The following is a 20017-nucleotide window of genomic DNA, read 5'->3' on the forward strand; positions in this document are numbered from 1 at the left end:
ATGAAATCTATAGACTTTAGAGATAATAAGATGCTTGTTTTGCATAATTCTGTAATCGAAGCAAGGTACAACATGAATTTAGATGAAATTAAGTTATTTATAGCCCTAATATCTTTGATCAAAAAGGATGATACGGAATTAAAAGAATATCAAATTGAATCGGAAAAGTTAAATAATATTTTTAATATTTCGAACAAAGATGGAATTTATGAAGTTACAAAAAGAGTAGCTGATGGGCTGATGAAGAGAATCATTTTTATAGAAGACAAAGGGAAAAAATATTGGGCTAAGTACTCAATTTTTTCAAAGATGGAATATAAAGATGGTGTTTTGCATGTCAAATTTAATTCTGAAATTTCCCCTTATTTACTTAAATTGCGTGATAATTTTACCCGCTTTAAATTAGCTGAATTTAAACCATTTACGTCAAAATATTCGATAAGAATATATGAATTATTGAAACAATACAAGAAAATAGGTGAAAGGACCTTTGACATAGAGGATTTAAAACTACGCCTTGGCATTGAGCAAGGAGAATTAAAAAAAGTTATAGATTTCAAAAGATTTGTTGTAAACATCGCCCAGCGTGAACTTGAAAATACTCCTCTGGCCTTTGATTACCAGATGATAAAATCCGGCAAGAAATTCACCAAAATCAAATTCATCCTCAAGAACAAATTCAAAGACACCCCAGAGATAGATTATAATGATATCGAAAAAGTGCTTCAGAGTCCTGACAAAATAGGTGACATATCAGAAGAAGATCTTGAAGAAATTTATGCCCTTATCCCGCCAGATCAGATGACCGATTCTGTTAAACAGATGATAACCGAATATTATCTTTCCACAGGCCCTGAATACGTAAAGAACGCTATAGAATATGTTAACAACCAAAAGCCAAAGAATTATGTCGCCTACCTAAAGAGCACGCTCGAAAACCATTATGCAGATGTGCTTGAAAGAGAAAGAGAACTCGAGGAACAAAGAAAGGCAGAAGAGGAAAAAAGAGAGCGTATCATGCTTTTGAAAGGTAAGATAAATGAATTAATCAAGCAAAGAGATATAGCCATAGAGAAACAGGCAAGATCTGTCTTTGAATCTCTTCCTGACAATGTCAAAGAGCAGGTTATAAGACTTGCAAAGGCTACGATTCTCGAAGAGAATCCAAAAGAGGATGTCAACAGCACTGACCACATTTTCAAAGTAAAACTCGAGATTTACACACTTGATACCGTCAAGACTCTGTACTCAGATAAGTTCAAAGAAATATACGATACCTACAACACGCAAATTGCTTCCATCGAGGAAGAAATAAAATCTCTGTGATATGAAGAAAAGAGAATGGATATCCTCTGATGGGACAATAAACGTAAATGATCCTTTTGGAATGGCTTTTCTGTACGATCTGTATGTGTGCGAGAATGGGAAAAATCTCAGTCAAGCACGGTACATAAACATCTACACAAGGGGATCAAAATACTACGGACGCATACTTGAGGTTGTCGATGATGTGGATCTCTTCCACGATAGATATCCGGATCCGTCAAAAACATTTTTCGAATATGTAAGATCAAGGACGCCGGATATAACGCTTTCATATTTTCTCCAGTTATTTGGCCTTAGGCCTGATGATAGGCTTAAGACTGTCCTAAGGCTTGTGCCTTTTTCTCCAAATAATAGCAGTGTTTCTCCGACAGATGAACAGCAGGCAATAATAGAACATTTTGGGGACACAAAGGATCTGTTAATCCAGGCCTTTGCAGGGAGCGGGAAAACATCTACACTCGAGATGCTTGCGAGGGCCTATCCGGAGAGGCATTTCATATACCTTGTCTTTAATCATTCGACTGCGGAATCTGCCCGCAAAAGATTTCCGGAGAATGTAGATGTAAGGACAGTTCATTCCTTTGCACTGGGATACATGTCACAGTATGATAATCCTGTCGGAACGTACAAAATACCTGTCTTTGCCGATATCCTTGGGATAGACTACGATTATGCCGAAGTTGCCAGATACATACTGGATGAATTTTGCTACAGCGACAGGATGGAATTCGAAGAAATGGATAAAGATACAGTCAAAGAGGATATGGAAGTTTCATGGCTTATAGACAGTGGAATTGTGGATCTTGATAAAGCATTCAGATATGCGAAGGAATTCTACACAAAAATGGAAGATGGGAAGATACCACCAACCCACAGTTTCTACCTCAAAGAATTTCAGCGTCTCGGAATAGCCGAAAAGGCAAGATATGATGCGGTCCTTCTGGATGAATCCCAGGACAGCAATCCTATAACTTATGATATCGTAAGCAAAATAAATGGCCAGAAAGTTATCATAGGGGATAGGCACCAGAAGATATACGGCTTTAGGAATACCGTAGACATATCGGAAAGATTTTTGAAGACATCCGAAGAAATGCCCCTTACGAAATCATTCAGATTTCACGAAGGGATAGCAGAAATTGCAAACAAATTGCTTTCGAGCCTGAAGGGTGAAAAGAGGGAAATTCGCGGAGTATCTCCACATACGAAGATAAAAACGCGCGCTTTCATAACAAGGACGAATGCAAAAATAATCGAACTTATAGAGAGTATGATAGGGATGAATGAATGGAAAACAATCCGTGATCCGCAGGATCTGTTTAAACTTCCAATGTCGATTACGAAGATATTCACAAACAAAAGCATAGACTACGAAGTACCTCCAGATTTAATCTTTTTGTCCAGATTCAAAGACATAGATGACCTGCAAAATTATGCAAGGAAGATGGAAGACATAGAATTACTTTCGGCAATAGGGATTGCTGTCAGGAAATCTGAATGCATAGAAAAATGCTTTGAGATTGCGATGAAACATTTCTTAGAAGATGCAGATGTCTACTTTACGACAGCCCACACATCCAAAGGACTTGAATGGGATGAGGTCTACCTTACAGATGATTATCCCGACATAATATCGTCTATAAAGAAAGAAGCACAAAGCGTTGAGAAGTTCATAGAAATGCAGAAAATGCAAAACAGGCGTATCCAAAAAATAGTCGAGGAGATAAATCTCATCTATGTAGCCATAACCCGTGCAAGAGAAAATGTAGACCTTTCGGCAGTCAAAATAAACTCGATCCTGAAACAATAACCCGCCATACGCTCCTATAAGCCCAAAAACGGGGGGTAAATTAGTTTGGGGTAGGGAGGAACTCTCTCCCTCTCCAAAACCTCTCTAAACGCATTTTAGGGCCCTTTACGGGGATGTTTTTCTCCCATCTAAAAGATTGTCGATCCCCGGACAACCGGTACGGTCATACCGGTACGGTCAAACCAGTGCGGTCATACCGATACGGTCACGGCGCTGTCACAAATTGACTTTAAGACCTTTTCCCGCTCTAAACTTTGGAACCTTCTTTGCCTTTATCTTCATGGTCTTTCCGGTTCTCGGATTCCTTCCCATCCTCTCGGCCCTTTCGTACGATAGAAATGTACCAAAGCCTGTCAGAGATACTGCCTCTCCATTGCCAACGGTTTTCTCTATTGTCCTTGTTAACGCATCGATGATTTCGGCCACATCTTTTTTTGTCATGCCTGTGTATTTGGAAACTTCATCGACAAGTTCCTTTTTGTTCATGGTATCCTCTCCTTTGACTTAGTTTAGATGAATATACCATCGCTGGAGTATAATGTCAATAAAACACACCTGCAGGAGGGAGTTCATTGCAAAACAATTCATTTCAAGACAGAATACTTGGGATACTGAAAGACAGAAAGATTGGGGTCAGGGTGTACCTTGTCAACGGAGTTCATGTGGATGAGATTGTGAAGGCCTTTGACCAGTATGCCGTACTTATCGATGACGGTAAACAACAAAGCATCATCTACAAGCATGCAATAAGCACTATAACGCCTTCCACTCCATTGCCGGCATCACCGGATTCAATACAACCTGATACGGACAAGGCGTAAAGCCATATTGGACCGATACGATTGGTCCAATACGAATGGCATAATTTATTTGCAGCATAAATTCAAAGCGGCTTATGACCATGCCACATAGATTTACGAGTTACCTGTAGACAAATTCTCCTGAATCAATTAGGAACCAAACAATCAATACAGTTTACCTTAATTATGCACTGTGGATCAAGATTTATTTGGTAAGATAAAATTGATCCGTGCCGCCCACAGAAATTGATCCACCATCTTGACATTTCCTTTCTAAGGTATTATGATTTAATCAGTGTTAGACTAAAAGATATATGAAAAAGAAAACGAACATATGCTCAAAACGTAAGGAATGTAAGGTTTTGTAAGGATTTTGTAAGGCCAAAAAATGCAGATGGCGCAAGGGTTTTTGAAGGATTTTTGACATGGCCTTACAGCCTTACCAGCAAAATACATTCCTATAGGGCTTATAGAAAATGAAAAATAGCGGTAAGGATGTAAGGATATATATATAAATATCAAAAAATATATATATAATAAGGGTTTCCGTGCCTTACACATTCCTTACAAAATCCTTACACCCTTACATTATGGATATATGCTCATTTCTATACAGGGTATAAGAGGAGATAAAAAAGGAGATTTCTTAATCTCAATCTGTGCATTTCCTTTTAAGAACTCATAGGCATTGCATATCTGGCGGAATCCCAACTTGAATAAAGCCAAGTAATACATTCTCATTTCTCAGCAAAACCTCTTAATCCTATTTGGTTTCTGGAATTGAGAAAGAATTGAGATACCATCCATACCGTAAAGCATATCTGAACAACGTCTGCATGCATGATCATACTGTTTGCAAGATAGGTGTCCCAGGTCCGAATTCATTCCCGACGTAGTTGGAACATCTATATTTTCTCTTTGTAAGTAATGACCAAGTATAACGTATTTATCCATAGAAAGGTCTGTCGACATAATCTCAAGTGTATTGTTGTATTGTCGAAGACAGGTTTTACCTTTCTCGAGTATGCCGGTGCCCGATTCACGTTCCAAATCCAAAGTGTAAAGATTTATCTTAATCTTTTGAATTATTGTGTACAGGCTATACAGTTTGGCCGATAAATTAATTCTCAATCAATTCATACAGGTGTTTATCAATAAAATAACAAATCAACAATGCTAAAGCAAAAGATCAGGATCTTTCTATTATGTAGATGATGACTTTAATGAGTATCTTGCAAGTTATTTTAAGCATTTTGTTATTCTATTTTTTGCTATTTTATGTTATTTTGCGTTATTTTATTGAATCTTATTTAATCTTACGCTATTGTCAATGAATTTAGAAAGTACATGTTGTGTTTTACATGAATGTATCATGATAATCTGCGTCATGTGTATTTGGATAAAGAAGATCCAAGCATTTTATTGAAATACGAGTAAGGTGATGGAAATTAAAAGCATTCAGCCCGATAGAATTTTTTCCAATTGAGCTTGTCATGAAGCCTGCTGAAAGTCAGACACAATCTTATGTTAGAGTACTTTTATCTACGCTTTTCAATTCAATACAAATTAATTTATTTAGCAAGGTATTCAACAATTGCAATTCTATCCAATTTGAGAGCAAATACATCAATATATCTAACATCCACACAATTATAACGATGCAACTCTTGATTTATGCTTTCACTAAATTTGATGCTAATGGATATTTGACAAATGAATATCTGACATTTGAATACTTGTCCTCAAATACACGTAAACAATAAAACATATGCTGGATATCATGACAGATTTAAATGTGGCGTCGGGAAGACATTGACAGATCCCATAACTACATTATCATGATAATTCTTGTTTAACCTGCATTTTGAATACAGTGTAGATACATAAAGTACTCTAACATAAGGCCGTGCCTGACTTTCAGCAGGCTTCATACATATAATTAGTCCCATCAGAAAAGCATGTTATCAGGCTGAAGCTTTTAATTTCGATCATCTTACTCGTATTTTGATTGGAATGCTTGGATCTTCTTTATCCAAATACACATGACGCAGATTATCATGATACATTCATGTAAAACACAACATGTACTTTCTAAATTCATTGACAAATTTTCTAAATCTATTGACAATAGCATAAGATTGAATAAGATTCAATAAAATAACGCAAAATAACATAAAATAGCAAAAAATAGAATAACAAAATGCTTGATTCATAACTTACAATTGAATTCAAACATCAGAATTACATATTTCTGTTTATAAACTTTTGTTTGATTCAATTGTGTTGAGCCGAATAAGAATTAAAATTCTACTGAGATTTAGTGCTTTGAATAACCATGATTGAGCCTTTTTGAGATGCAGTGATTGTAGTAGCGAACAGCGCTTTTACGATCGGAGAACAGCTTTATGAAAGTTCTTCGGGTCTTTCCAATCCTTCCGTATTCGGAGACAACGGCACACACTCCATCCAAAAGTGTGTCGTAGACTGGATAAAGGATATAGAATCTTTTTATATTCCTGCTTTCGTCTATCTTTGTGAATGAAATTTTGTCCATTCTGTCGTAAATTAAGTTTTGTGTGAACGATAAAAGCCGGTTATTTTTGCGATTAATTCGTAGTTCTTTCTAAACTCAAAAATAGATACTTCTGTTTCCATGTGCATATCTCTATATTTTGGATTGGGTATTGTCAAAATAACTTTGCCACCAAATGCTTTGTAGGATCTGAAGATGTACTCTCTGTTTTCTGCGGTTTTTAACGGTGCACCTTCCTCTGATTCGTCCCGGAACATGTATTCATACCTCTGGTAAAAAATGCCGGTGCCCGAGTCTCCGTCACGCATCCTGCTGGAAAGCAAACATGCGACTATGTCTCCTTCCATATATTCCGGCTCGAGCAGGTCAAAATTTATTTCGATGACAAAATCGGCTTTAAAAGATGCCGGAAGAAAAAATCTGTTCGTCGTTTCTTTGATCTGATCCTCTATCGATATTTCATCCTTCAATTCATTCAAATACGGAACAATTTTTGTGTTCTCGACGATATTTTTCTCTATTTCTTCGAAGTCTTTCTCACTGGCGTACGGGATGTTTCTCAGTATTCTTCTTATGCCTTCCCATTCCGGAGACATTTTGGGATCGCCCGAGATACCGAGAATATAATCGACAGATACCCCAAATATTTCGGATATCCTGGCGGCAACCTCTATAGAAATGCCGCGACGGCCTCCCTCGACACCCGAAAGAGCAGAAGGCGTGATCCCTATTCTCTTTGCGAGATCCCTGCCACTCATTTTATGTTTTTTACGCAGAGTTCTTATTCTCTGTCCCATCAACTGTAAATCAATCATATCGAATGAAGTATATCATATTCATAAAATTAATTACAAGAATTCAGTTAAACATGAATACCATGAGAGTATATACTTGACATATTATGTACTAAAAGAGTATAATGTGCTATAAGAGAATATATATCAATTGCATATTATTGTATGACAATATATTGTGCAGCAATATCGGAGGTGATTTTATGAATCTGGATGATTTTGTCAGTTTGATCCCGTCCGAATCTGTTATGGCGAGGATCATAACCTTTAAAGGCCATCTTCCAGAAAAACTCGAACAGTTCCGGCAGAGCGTTATAAAATTCGTAGAGTCTATTCCAGCCGACAGAATGAATGATGTAAAGACATATCTCGGTTCCGGTGAGGCGCTAATAAACGGGAATCACTTAAACACGCCAAAGGTGATAAGTTACCTTCTTCCAATGTCTTCTTTTGACGGATATGGGATATTGAGAGATTTCAGCTATTACTCGCACCAGTTTACTTCCTATATGTCGAAGTTGAAGGCAGACATGGATGACGGTAACAAATCCCGGGCGCAGTCCGCTGCAGGTGCATCGGCTGTTGCCCTTAAAAGCAATAATGAGATCCAGACAGGATCTGACATTGTTAATGTTTCCGTGGTGACATCTATCCGGGACGATCAAAAGCAGCTCGTAGAAATCGATACCGTCAGGAAAGATGACTCTGCCGGGAATGCTGTTATTCAAAAGGATTTGAATACCATCGAAGAAGATGGAAAAGCAATGGTTCCGAGTGCTACCCCTGACATTAAGGAGGCCGGGCCAGAATTGAAAAAAGCAGTGAACGAAAAAACAGATGAAGTTAAAAAAGTACCGTCTGCAATGACAAAAAGTTCCATCGTGCCGGGGCCATCTAAAATTCAGTATGCAACCGAAGACGAACTGAAATACATCATGGATGAAAAAATAGATAATGGTAGGAAAAATAGTAAAAAAGAAAATACATCATGGTTTACCGGTCTTGTAATACTTGGATTATTCCTTGCTTTGTGTGCCATCATTGATTTATTAAAATCAATCAATTCTCAATCTTCCCGCCCAGTTCAGCCGGTACTTCAGCCGGCGCAGATTCAGCCAGCACGGCCTGTGCAACCGTTGAATGCGGTGAATCCGGTCCAGCAAATGCAGCCAAAGATGCAGCCAAAATCTCAGGCTTATAATCCTGTATCGCAGCAAGCAACGGGTACACCGCGGGATATAAACGAATTCAGCAGGCAGCTTATGGAACAGGTCCACAAGGAGCAAAACAGTCCTGTGATAGGAAACATAGAATACGATGAATTTGGCAATCCGCTTTTAACTGCCGGGCAAATGGCAAAAATAGTGAGGTTTTAGTTAACGGTAAAGACTGTGTATGGCGATCTGTGAATAAATGTTTTGTCATATTTGACAGGCGATACATTAATTTCCAGATCGTGGATTTACGTCCTGGTTTTTGCACTTAGTCAATCATGGATTTATCCGGTTATTTTAGGACCCTTTTGAGTTTTTCGATTATTTTTTCTTTGTACTCTATGAAACGGAAAAAACCCTCTCTGTCGAGTATTAGTACGACTGAATCTTCTTTTATTATCGAAGAGGGAAGAAAATTTTTGGCATTTTCTTTTTCGTAGTGATCTTCACCAAAGACTTTTCTTGTATCGACGTATATTTCTTTTCCCCTAACTTTGAATCCATCTTTTTTTGTATCATACAGCATTTTCCATATGTTGCGTGATTTCACGGTGTAATCATCGAGGACGCTCCTGTTCAACCATTCGGGAGGGCGCTTTCCGGTTTCATCGAAATATTCTTTGAAGATCTCCCTGCCTATTTTGAGAAAATCGTGGGTTACACTGTACCCTTCGTTCAGTTTCACGGCCATTCTGTAGAGAAAGTCCTGAAAGAATTTTCCATTTAGATCTCCTATTATTGAAGCATGGTAATCGTCCATTTCTTCCCTTTTTTTCATGTCAAATGATACTTTCATTTCCAGATAGTAAATTCTTCTTACGACCTGGGATCCGGCACCGAATTTGTTGTTCGTTGTCGCTATCACACACGGATGGGTATCTTTAAGGTAATTAACCATTGTCTTTATGAATTCTTCCCCTCTGTATGAACTTTCAGATGTGGAACTGAAGTACTGTTTGCTTACTTCGTCTATCAGAAGCGGGAAGACCTCTTTTGATTCAAGGTAAGCCTTTATATTCTGCGGCTTTACCTCTTTGTCGAAGATATAGAACTTATGTCCCAGAGTAACTTTGAGAAATTCGAGTATGTGCGTTTTGCCGGTCTGGGTCTTTCCGGCTATCAAAAGAAAGATGGGTATATCGGCCCTTAATGCCTCGCTTTGTTTTTCGTCAACGTATATCTTTCTTAACTTCCATATGAAAGGAGAGACGAATGTGTAAAGAATTGCCTCAAAGACCCTGATCTGCGTTTCAAACTTCTCTTCCTCGCTTCCTATGGTAAATATCCTGTATGCTTCCACGAATTTTGAGAGTTTATCGAGAAAAAAGGCTATTTCTTGTCTGTCTTCAATGCTTTTTGAATAAATTGTTTTGTCGGTCCTGTAAAGGAAACCATCTAAGGGATTGTAGACTATCCCTGCACGGGCATCTTCCTGTTTGTCTTTTTGTCCTAGAAGATCTGCAAAGATGGATCTCTTTTTTTCGATTTGATCTTTTGGGAGAAAAATAATGCCTTTTTTCGTCTTTTTTGTCAGTTCGTCAAATATCTCTTTGCCGTTTTTTGCCTTTCTATGTTCTATGTCTATGTTGATCATCTTTTCTTCGAAGCCGGGTATGGTTACACTCTCAAGTACTTCGGAAGGTATTCCGGCAAGCTGATTTTTCTCTGCAAGTTCTTTTACAAGCTCGATATTGTCTTCTAAGGATGCAAAACTTATCTCGTATACTTTTGAATTTTTATATCTTTCCGGGATAAAATCGATTGTTTTTCCGTAGATGTATTCAAATCTTTTTTCAAGGAGGCTGACTATTCTGGGATTATACTCTTCATCATAGACGATTATATCTTCAAATTGAGAATTGTCTGATAGTGCATTCTGTGTTAGATTTGCAGATCCTGTTATAACCCTTTTCTTTTTACCACTCAGAAGAAATATCTTTGAGTGTACCGCATTTCCAAGAGCGGCATAACGTACCTCTATTTTTTGATCTTTGATCATTTCAATTGTATTTTTATCAAGGTCGTTGAAGAAATCTTTTACGCTTTCCGGATTTATGACGTCAAAATTTTTCAGGGCGTCATTGTCTTCTATTCCGAGGATAAGTATTATTTTCCGGAATCTTCGGGAGATATCAAAAAACTTCTTCGGTGAGGATACAAAGGTCACAGCCCTCAATTCCTCAAATCCTTCGAGTAGATCACCAAATGTGCCTTCGAAGATCTCATCATTTAGAATGATGTTAAGATACCTTACTTTTTTGCTTTCAAACAAATTCATGCTTTCCATATTCTCACCCCTTTTAAGATTTCACAAAGATTTACTTTACGTCTTAAACACAGTCCCTCTTGCATGTTCAAAAACTATGATATATAATTTTAAAGTATTTCTCACTTTGTGTTAATACAGGGGGGCAAGACCATGGGAAAGCGTACCGGATCTTTTTTGCTTGCATTCGGTCTGATCCTTCTTATGCTTATTCTATCCGGCTGTATGAAGCCTTTATATTCGGTCTCTGGATATGTGACGGATGTGAATGGAAACGGAATAGGAGGGGTGACCATTTCTTTTAGCGATGGACTGCCTTCCGTTATTACTTCATCGTTAAGAAATTGAAATTTACTTCAAACGTATGATAAAGGAGAGGATTGGAATAAGCGAAAGTAACCTCGAAAAAGAGATTTTATCAAAGCCATCATTACTTTCTGATTCTCAAAAAGAAGCTGTGTTATCTGACAGTAGATACGTTAAAATTACGGCTGGTGCTGGTGCTGGGAAAACGGAAACTCTTACACGTAAGATTATCTACTTACTTCTAGTAAAGAATATTGACCCAGTTTCTATTGTTGCCTTCACCTTCACGGAAAAAGCTGCTGAAAATATTAAAAATAGAATCTATCATCGTATTTTAGAATACGGTCGGGAAGATATTGCTAAACACTTAGGTAAAATGTATGTTGGTACGATTCATGGTTTCTGTCTGCGTGTTCTTCAAGAAAAGTTCAGCAATAATGGTTATGGAAATTACAATGTTTTCGATGCTAATCAAGAAATGGCTTTCATTTTTAAAATAGGGCGAAAAATATTAGGAATGTCTAATCATTATATTGATAGTTGCTTTAAATTTATCGAGAATGTCAACGTTGTTTACGGAGAGTACATAGATAAAGAAACACTAAGAGAAAACGCTGTTGATTTCTACAAAAAACTCATTAAGTATGAGGAATTGCTTAATGAAAACAAATACTTCACCTTTGGAAGAATTATATATGAGTGCGTTCAGAATTTGGAGAAATATCCTGAAAAGCTGGCAGATGTGAAGTATTTAATCGTTGATGAGTTTCAAGATATTGATAAAGCACAATTTAATTTGATAAGGCTTATTGGAAAAAATGCGTCAGTGTTTGTTGTTGGTGATCCACGTCAAAGCATTTACAAATGGAGAGGAGCCGACGAAGAGTTTTTCAATTCATTTGAAAAATATTTTAAGCATACAAAAAGTCTGGAAATAAATGGAAATAGAAGAAGTGGTTCTAAAATAGTTGAAGCGGCAAATGCTTTTGCAGATAGTTTTGAAGGTATAAATTTTCCTAATATGGAAGCCGTAAAAGATGAAACCGGAGACGTGAAGATCTTAAGTTTTGATATGGAAGAAGATGAAGCCGAATGGATCGCTGCCCAAATAAAAGAATTAGTTGATAATCATGGATTCCGCTATTCTGACTTTGCCATTTTACTTAGAAGTGTAAAAAACTATGCTAAAGCATATATAGAAGCGTTGAAAAAACTTGAAATTCCATATATCATTGGCGGAAAAGTGGGTCTTTTCAGAAGGGATGATGCTTTAGCCGTTGGCATGCTAATAACTTGGTTGGATGGAAGTTCGTGGAAAATGTACAATAAAAAAATTGAAGGTGATAATTTACTAAGAGAGGGTATTCAACACTGGAAAAATGCTGTAAGATTCGAATTGCCAAGTGATCTGGAAGAAAAACTGAGAAAATGGAAAAAAGATTTTCAAGATAAAAAGTTCAAAACATTCAAAGATATTTACTACGAACTGCTACTTGTGCTTGGTTATAAAAACTTAGATCCAAACAATAAACTCGATGTTGCAATATTGGCAAATCTTGGAAGAGTTAGCACAATAATACGGGATTTTGACATTACCAGAAGGCTTACGGATAAAAGAAATCCATCATGGCCAGCAGATTTACATGAGTTCGTGTGGTTTATTAGATCCTATGCCATAAATTCATATGAAGAACTTACACCAGATCAGTTTTCAGGTATTGATGTGGTTCAAGTAATAACGGTTCACCAGGCCAAAGGACTTGAATGGCCAGTTGTTTTTTTACCTTCTTTGGTAGATAAGCGTTTTCCGTCTGAACATGATATAGATGATGATAGATGGATGATCCCTGAAGAATTGTTCAACAGTGGTAAGTACAACGGTGGCATCGAAGACGAAAAAAGATTGTTTTATGTTGCAATGACAAGAGCAAAAAAAGCAGTTTTGTTTAGCTATTTTAAGACAAGAACTCCAAGAATAAATTCATCTAATCCGATTAAGGTGAGTAAGAGCAAATTTGTGGACATACTTTTAGAAAGAACTCAAATTCAACTAACAAAATCCACCTACCTTGATTACACAATTGATAGAAACCAAGAAGACAATGAAGATGAAATTCATTCATACTCTGTAACAGAGTTGATAAACTATATGCTCTGTCCTTACCATTATAGACTCAATAATTTGTGGGGATACATGCAAAGCATGAGCAGTCAGTTGTTAGGATATGGAGAAGCTTTGCACTATGTACTTCGTAGAACATCTGAATTGATGAATCAAGGCTATTCAGCTACTAGCGCTGTGAACACCGCGATGGATGATTTTTACTTGCCATTTGCTTCAGATAAGGTATTTGATAACATCAAAGAAAATACCAAAAAGATTTTGAAAAATTTTGTTGTTGAATATCAAGAAGACATGAAAAAAATATCTGAAGTTGAAATGCGTGTAGAACTTCCCCTCGAAAATTCTATAATAGTTGGAAGGGTGGATGTGATTCTTAAAGATGAAGATGCGCATTCATATGAAATCCGTGATTATAAGACTTCAGATGAAATTATTTCAAAAGAAGATTATGAATTTCAAATCAGACTGTACACTCACGCATTACGTAATTTAGATTATAATGTTGAAAGTGGATCGATCGCGTTCCTAACAAAATCGGAAGTTAGCATAGTGGAAATAGATGAAAATAAAGTGGAAATGGAAAGAGCAAAAGCGGAAGAGATCGTAAGAAAAATAAAAAATTCCGAATTTCCAATGGAGCCAAGAAAAAACTTTTGCGAGAGGTGTGAGTATAAAAAAATATGCAAGGGGGCGAAATTTGATGGCAGCCAATCAAACTGATTATTCGTTAGATGAGAATGAAAAAAAGCTAAAAGATTTATTGATGGAAATTTTTCAATTTGATGAATCAGATCTTGATTTTGGTATTTATAGAATTATGAATCAAAAGCGAGAGGAAATAAATAAATTTATAGATGAGGAATTAATAAGCGCTGTTGACAAAGCCTTTGAAAAATACTCTGAAAATTATTCCAAAAATATTGAGAAAGAGATTGAAGAAATAAGAAAACGAATCAAAGATGAGCTTGGTGATGATGCCTTTCAAGGAGAAACTTTGAATAAGTACAAAGACACAAATCTTGGGAAAGAATACATCAAAAAGCAAGAACAATTAAGAGAGGCAAGCGTTTCCAAAGAGGAAAAAGCGAAAATTTACGATCATATATACGAATTCTTTTCTCGTTACTACGACAATGGTGACTTCATTTCATTGAGAAGGTACTCCAAAAATAACAAGTACTGCATACCTTATAATGGAGAAGAAGTCACGCTTTATTGGGCTACAGAGGATCAATATTACGTTAAAAGTGGAGAATCTTTTAATAATTACTCATTTAATGTTGGTGATTACAAAGTTTATTTCAAAATTAAAAAAGCAGAAATAGAAATAAATAACAACAAAGGAAACAAAAAATTTTTTATTTTATCTCGAGAAGATGAAAATGATTTTTTTGATTTTAGCGAAGAAAAGAAAGAACTAACGATTTTCTTTGAATACAAAGAGCTCCAAGAAGAAGATGAAAAAGTTCTTGGCAAAAATCAGGAAGAAATCAACGTAAAAATTGAAGAGCAAATTTTTAAAGCCATTAAGGATCATTTGGAAATTTCTCAACTTTTATATAACAAGCCAAATAACAGCAAATTAACAGTCCTTGGAAAACATATATACAAATATACTGCTAAGAACACAAAAGATTACTTCATTCACAAAGATTTAAAGGGATTTCTTGAAAGGGAACTCGATTTTTACATCAAAAATGAAATTTTCAACTTGGGAGATATTGAAAATCAGGATTCTTCTGTTCTTGAACGATTAATGCTTCAAGTACGCACTTTCAAAGAAATTTCGAAGAAAATTATTGATTTCTTGGCACAAATAGAAAATTTTGAAAAAAAGTTATGGGAAAAGAAAAAATTTGTTTTTCAAACGAACTACGTGATAACCTTGGATAAGATTAAGGAATATGCTGGAGAAGAATTTTTGGAAAACATTTTGGATAAAACTCTTAAAAATGAAAATCAGTTAAAAGAGTGGAAAGAATTATTTGGAATAAAAATTAATTCAATAGAAGATTTAATTGAAAGTAATGATCAATTACAACTAACAGAAAAAGAATTTAAAAAACTACCGATTGATACCAAATATTTTGATGAAGACTTCAAATGGGATCTGTTAGAAACTTTAAGTGAGAAAAATGACATGGATGACATTTTAGACGGTGTTTTAGTTAAGTCAGAAAACTGGCAGGCTTTGAATTTGATGTTGAATAAATATAGAGAAAAAGTTCAAACAATTTATATTGATCCGCCCTTTAATACAGGAAACGATTTTCTTTACAAAGATAATTTTCAAGATAGTTCGTGGTTATCATTAATAAAGAATAGGATAAATTTGTCAAAATATTTTTTGAGTATTAATGGCAGTTTTTTTATTCATTTGGATGAGAATGCTGATTTTTTGGGAAGAATTTTGTTAGATGAATTACATTTTGAAGAAATTAAAAAAATTACATTTAATACCAATTCCACTAAAGATGAAGAATCTGATTTGTTTGGATATAAAAGTTTTGGCAATAATTTTGCATTAAAATCATCTACAATTTATTTTTGTAAAAATAAGAACAGTAAATTTTATAAATTATGGAAGCCAAATAGAAATTTAACTAATCTCGATATTGGATGGTTAGATTTAATAGCCTTTCCTAAAAAAGATAAAACTGATTTTAATAAAATAGAAGACTATGATTACTTTATAGAAAAATATAATTCAACTGGCAATCTTGAATATTTGCAAATAAATATAAATGAAAAAATATATCCTGTTAGTGACATTTGGAATGATATTTACTCTTTTACTCAATCAGAAATGAGAACAAGTGAGAACTTATCTTTCAGAACACAAAAGCCAGAAAATCTTTTACGGCGTGTTATTCAAACTTCATCTATACAAAAAGATGTTATTTTAGATTTTTTTGGTGGTAGCGGGACTACTTATGCGGTTGCTCATAAATTGAAAAGAAAGTGGATTGGTATTGAAATGGGAGAATATTTTTATGAATTTTATGAAGAATGGGACAAGATGCAGAAACAGTTTATGAAAAAATTAGGCATTCTTGGTAGATTAAAAAATGTTCTTGCTGGTGATAAAGATTTTAAAGCGATAAATAAAAAAAGAAGAAATCATCTTTCAAGGGATATCAATTGGCAAGGTGGTGGCTTCTTCAAATATCATTCCATTGAACAATACGAAGACACGTTGAATAACATTGAATTTACTATAAAAATACAGAATAACCCTTTTGATGACTATTTTATTAATTATATGCTTGATTTTGAATCGAAAGACAGTCCATGCAGAGTAAACATTGACAAAATGAAGAAACCATTTGAGTACAAAATGAAAGTCATAGAAAATAGCAAAGAAGTAACTAAAAATGTGGACTTAATAGAAACTTTCAACTATCTTATAGGCCTTCATGTTCAAAAAATCAAGAAGTTAGGAAACAATGGTAATAAATACGTGGTTATCCGCGGAACAATGAATGATGATAAAAGTGTTGTTGTTATTTGGAGAAACACAGATAAAATTGATCTGCAGGCAGACAAAACATTTGTTGAAAGCGAGATTTTGAACGGAGAAAAACCAGCATATTTATTTATGAATGGGCAATCGATTGTACCAAATGCTTTAAGTCTTGAAATGGAATTCAAGCATAGAATGGGGGCATGAACTGAATGGATCTTGTTTTGAACAAATACTTTTGCTCTCGCTTTGGTTTCGATACTTTTGACGATTTTAGAAAATTTATGAAAGAAGTAGATGAGGGCTATGACGAAAAAAATAAGTCTAATTTTTTTTATGCACTTTTATCACGAGGAGAGCAATTAAGAATTTCCAAAAATAAACTTGAAGAATATGATCTCAATATCACCCAATATGTCAAGCACATAAATAAAAATAGAGATGAAAAAGTATCAGTCAAATATTTTCAGTACTTGGCTATTCTATTTACTGAAATTTATCTTGACAATTTTTTCGCGGATCCTGTTTATTTTTTGAATGACTTGAATGATTTTGTACAAAGTATAAATAGAGAAATCGGTTTCTCAATGAAAGATTTAAAAAAGCTCGCATTTGGAATGGCTACTGGAAGTGGGAAAACTCTTATTCTCCATGCTAATTACTTACAATTTCTAAAATATAACAAAGGAAGTAACAAAATCGACTTTGATAATATTCTGCTTATAACCCCATCTGAAGGTCTATCTGATCAGCATATGAGGGAAATGGCGAAAAGTAGTATACCATGCAAAAGATTTTCAAACGAAACAGATAGTTTAATACAAGATGATTCGTTTAAAGTAAAAGTGATTGAAATTCACAAATTTACAGAAAACAAAACGGGCAACGGAGTTTCGGTTGATATTGAAAGCTTTGGGAACAAAAACGTGATTTTTGTAGATGAAGGACATAAAGGCTTGAGCGGCAATGCTTGGAAAAATTTTCGAGATAAAATAGTGAAAAAAGGTTTCACATTCGAATACAGTGCTACTTTTAATCAGGCTATATCTAACAACAACGCTCTTTCAGAAGAATACTCCAAAGCGATAATCTTTGATTATTCATTTTCTCATTTTCATAACGATGGGTATGGGAAAAATTATGAAATTTTGAATCTTAAAAAAGATTCGTACGATTATCAAGATATACTTCTGCTTGGAAATGCTCTTTCTTATTACGAACAAAAATTGGTATTTGATGAAGAACACAAAATGGCAAATGAGTACAACATAGAACCACCCTTGTGGATAATAGTTGGAGGAAGTGTTAACAAGGAAACAAATGTGCTTGACAATACAGAAGATATTTCAGATGTTCTTCAAATGGTTCTTTTCTTAAAAAAATTCTTGCAAAATGAGAATAATTGGTCAGTACAAACGATTGGCAGAATTATGAGAGGGGAATCTGGCATTTTGGATCAAGTAGGTCAAGAAATATTTCCTTTTGGAAAATTTTGGTATATTCAAGAACGCTTTGGACATAATTCAAACAGTATTTCAGACAGTATTTCAAACAGTATTTATTTGGATATGTTGCAACGCATTTTTTACGTGAACAATGCTTGTTATTTGCATTTGATCCATCTTAAGAATGCTAACGGAGAAATTGGATTGCGAGCAGGAACTTCAAACAAATTTTTTGGTGTCATAAACATAGGAGATACGCCAAAATTTGCGCGACATGCAAGAGAAAAAGCAATTGAAGTTTCATCCTCTGAATTTTCGGAATCCCTTTTTAACAAAATACACAGACCAGATTCTGAAGTCAACATTTTGATTGGTGCTAAGAAGTTCATGGAAGGATGGAATTCTTGGCGTGTTTCAACAATGGGATTACTGCGTGTTGGTAGGAGCGAAGGGGTTCAAATAATACAACTTTTTGGACGAGGGATAAGATTAAAGGGAAAGAATTTTTCATTGAAACGTAGCACTGAGCTAAAAGAACATGAATTACCACCAAAACCCATTGGTATTTTGGAAAAATTGGGTATTTTTGGCATAAAAGCAGATTACATGGAAAGATTCAGAGAATATCTAAGACAAGAAGGTATTGATATTGAAGAAGAAAAACAATTTAAGATACCACTCAAAATAAAAATCAAAGATGATTTTTTGAATAAAAGATTATTCATTCCAAGAGTTAATGCTTCAAATTTTAAAAATGAAGTCTTAGTTGATCTAAAACTCGATGAGAATATCAATATAACCGTGGATCTTACCGCAAGAGCACAGGTTTTAGAAAGCGATGAAAGGGAATCATTTCAAATTTACGAACAACGTGAAAATCGGTACTTAAAAGAGGAATATATTCAATTTTTAAACTGGGAAGAAATTTATTTTCAATTGCTTGATTATAAAACTGAAAATGGGTGGGATAATTTAATTTTCACCAAAGAGACTCTCAGAGAAATAATCGAAAACAATAGATATTCACTTTATTGTTCGGAAGAGATGATAAATCCAACCACATTCGAAGAAATTGATTTCATAGAAAAGATTGTGATCTTGATTCTAAAGAAATACATAAAAACCTTTTATGATAGAGAAAAGCATGCGTGGGCTCAAAAGCACATTTGCATGGAACAACTGACTAAAGAACATGAGAATTTGAATTTCGCTGAATATTCTGTTCAAGTATTTTCTAAAGGAGAAAGTAAAGAAAATTTCGTTAAATTTGTCGAAGAGATAAAAGAAATCGTTTCTAAGAAAATAGATGATCTTTGGAATGGCACAGGAAACAATAATTATTTACAAAATATCCATTTCGACAGGCACTTATACCAGCCGTTATTAGCCCAAATTAACTCGCAAAAGATAAAAATATCTCCCACTGGTCTAAATTCTGGAGAGCAAAGATTCATAGAAGATTTAAAAAAATTCTTCAATAAAAATTCAAAAAAAATGAAAGGCAAAGAATTATTTGTCTTAAGAAACTTACCACGAAAAGGTGTTGGATTTTATGAAATATACGGATTTTTTCCAGATTTCATACTTTGGATCAAAGCAAACGAAGAACAAAGAATAATTTTTGTTGAGCCCCATGGTTTGGCTCACGGATGGAATGAGCGCGATAAAAGCAAAGAAAATCTCTCGAATGAAATAAAGAAAATAGAAAAAGAAATACAAAAAAATAAAGATTACAAAAACATATTCCTTGATTCATACATCATCTCAGTTTCTTCTTACGAACAAGTAAGAGGAATTTTTGAAGGTAAATCACGTAAAGAATTGGAAAAAAAACATATCTTATTTCAAGATGATCCCAAATATATTGAAAAAATCTTCACATATTAAAACAATTTCAAAATTCGGATAGAAATATTTTTGGATATACTAAACCTC

Annotated in this window: 12 protein-coding genes; 8 read left to right on the plus strand and 4 right to left on the minus strand. The window is 34.8% G+C overall.

Annotation, left to right across the window (positions count from 1 at the left end):
• Positions 1-1326 (plus strand): replication initiation protein, encoded by a 1326-nt coding sequence (locus ATHSA_RS09690; RefSeq protein WP_179956270.1) that lies wholly within the window; start codon positions 1-3, stop codon positions 1324-1326.
• A 1-nt stretch (position 1327) separates the two neighbouring features.
• A complete protein-coding gene (locus tag ATHSA_RS09695; RefSeq protein ID WP_161849013.1) occupies positions 1328-3136 on the plus strand; it encodes a UvrD-helicase domain-containing protein in 1809 nt (602 codons plus the stop codon).
• Between the two features lie 216 nt (positions 3137-3352).
• On the opposite strand, the gene ATHSA_RS09700 is transcribed toward ATHSA_RS09695, so the two are convergent.
• Positions 3353-3622: an HU family DNA-binding protein gene (locus ATHSA_RS09700; protein ID WP_161849014.1), complete on the minus strand. Its 270-nt coding sequence runs from the start codon at positions 3620-3622 to the stop codon at positions 3353-3355.
• An 86-nt stretch (positions 3623-3708) separates the two neighbouring features.
• Between ATHSA_RS09700 and hfq the strand changes: the two genes are divergently transcribed.
• A complete protein-coding gene (gene hfq / locus ATHSA_RS09705) occupies positions 3709-3957 on the plus strand; it encodes an RNA chaperone Hfq (protein WP_161849015.1) in 249 nt (82 codons plus the stop codon).
• A 2296-nt stretch (positions 3958-6253) separates the two neighbouring features.
• Here the strand turns inward: hfq and ATHSA_RS09710 are convergent.
• Both ATHSA_RS09710 and ATHSA_RS09715 read right to left on the minus strand, forming a co-directional pair.
• Complete coding sequence (locus ATHSA_RS09710; RefSeq protein ID WP_161849016.1) at positions 6254-6490, minus strand: WGR domain-containing protein; 237 nt, start codon at positions 6488-6490, stop codon at positions 6254-6256.
• A gap of 11 nt (positions 6491-6501) precedes the next feature.
• Positions 6502-7284, minus strand: a complete 783-nt coding sequence (locus ATHSA_RS09715) for a helix-turn-helix domain-containing protein (protein ID WP_161849017.1) — start codon at positions 7282-7284, stop codon at positions 6502-6504.
• A 182-nt stretch (positions 7285-7466) separates the two neighbouring features.
• Between ATHSA_RS09715 and ATHSA_RS09720 the strand changes: the two genes are divergently transcribed.
• Complete coding sequence (locus tag ATHSA_RS09720) at positions 7467-8639, plus strand: hypothetical protein (protein WP_161849018.1); 1173 nt, start codon at positions 7467-7469, stop codon at positions 8637-8639.
• Between the two features lie 130 nt (positions 8640-8769).
• On the opposite strand, the gene ATHSA_RS09725 is transcribed toward ATHSA_RS09720, so the two are convergent.
• Positions 8770-10764: a phospholipase D family protein gene (locus ATHSA_RS09725; RefSeq protein ID WP_161849019.1), complete on the minus strand. Its 1995-nt coding sequence runs from the start codon at positions 10762-10764 to the stop codon at positions 8770-8772.
• Positions 10765-10896: 132 nt separating this feature from the next.
• On the opposite strand from ATHSA_RS09725, the gene ATHSA_RS09730 reads away from it, so the two are divergent.
• The 4 genes from ATHSA_RS09730 to ATHSA_RS09745 are packed head-to-tail and all read left to right on the plus strand — an operon-like array spanning position 10897 to position 19969.
• Positions 10897-11091, plus strand: coding sequence for a hypothetical protein (locus tag ATHSA_RS09730; protein ID WP_161849020.1), 195 nt, complete (start codon positions 10897-10899; stop codon positions 11089-11091).
• Positions 11092-11107: 16 nt separating this feature from the next.
• Positions 11108-13894, plus strand: coding sequence for an ATP-dependent helicase (locus tag ATHSA_RS09735; RefSeq protein WP_161849021.1), 2787 nt, complete (start codon positions 11108-11110; stop codon positions 13892-13894).
• On the plus strand, positions 13875-16844 hold the full coding sequence (locus ATHSA_RS10255; protein WP_269473948.1) for a DNA methyltransferase: 2970 nt from the start codon (positions 13875-13877) through the stop codon (positions 16842-16844). The genes ATHSA_RS09735 and ATHSA_RS10255 overlap by 20 nt, the downstream gene beginning before the upstream one ends.
• A 5-nt stretch (positions 16845-16849) precedes the next feature.
• Positions 16850-19969 carry a DEAD/DEAH box helicase family protein gene (locus ATHSA_RS09745; protein ID WP_161849022.1) on the plus strand — a complete coding sequence of 1040 codons (3120 nt, stop codon included), beginning with the start codon at positions 16850-16852 and terminating at the stop codon, positions 19967-19969.
• The last annotated feature ends 48 nt before the right edge of the window (positions 19970-20017 follow it).

Source organism: Athalassotoga saccharophila, assembly GCF_009936215.1.
Classification (GTDB): Bacteria; Thermotogota; Thermotogae; order Mesoaciditogales; family Mesoaciditogaceae; genus Athalassotoga; species Athalassotoga saccharophila.

What these genes read in the sequence shown, in the direction of transcription:
- ATHSA_RS09700 (WP_161849014.1), bottom strand. Translation starts at nt 3,622, where the DNA reads ATGAACAAAAAGGAACTTGTCGATGAAGTTTCCAAATACACAGGCATG.
- ATHSA_RS09745 (WP_161849022.1), top strand. Translation starts at nt 16,850, where the DNA reads ATGGATCTTGTTTTGAACAAATACTTTTGCTCTCGCTTTGGTTTCGAT.
- ATHSA_RS09715 (WP_161849017.1), bottom strand. Translation starts at nt 7,284, where the DNA reads ATGATTGATTTACAGTTGATGGGACAGAGAATAAGAACTCTGCGTAAA.
- ATHSA_RS09725 (WP_161849019.1), bottom strand. Translation starts at nt 10,764, where the DNA reads ATGGAAAGCATGAATTTGTTTGAAAGCAAAAAAGTAAGGTATCTTAAC.
- ATHSA_RS09720 (WP_161849018.1), top strand. Translation starts at nt 7,467, where the DNA reads ATGAATCTGGATGATTTTGTCAGTTTGATCCCGTCCGAATCTGTTATG.
- ATHSA_RS09710 (WP_161849016.1), bottom strand. Translation starts at nt 6,490, where the DNA reads ATGGACAAAATTTCATTCACAAAGATAGACGAAAGCAGGAATATAAAA.
- ATHSA_RS09695 (WP_161849013.1), top strand. Translation starts at nt 1,328, where the DNA reads ATGAAGAAAAGAGAATGGATATCCTCTGATGGGACAATAAACGTAAAT.
- ATHSA_RS09690 (WP_179956270.1), top strand. Translation starts at nt 1, where the DNA reads ATGAAATCTATAGACTTTAGAGATAATAAGATGCTTGTTTTGCATAAT.
- ATHSA_RS09730 (WP_161849020.1), top strand. Translation starts at nt 10,897, where the DNA reads ATGGGAAAGCGTACCGGATCTTTTTTGCTTGCATTCGGTCTGATCCTT.
- ATHSA_RS09735 (WP_161849021.1), top strand. Translation starts at nt 11,108, where the DNA reads ATGATAAAGGAGAGGATTGGAATAAGCGAAAGTAACCTCGAAAAAGAG.
- ATHSA_RS10255 (WP_269473948.1), top strand. Translation starts at nt 13,875, where the DNA reads ATGGCAGCCAATCAAACTGATTATTCGTTAGATGAGAATGAAAAAAAG.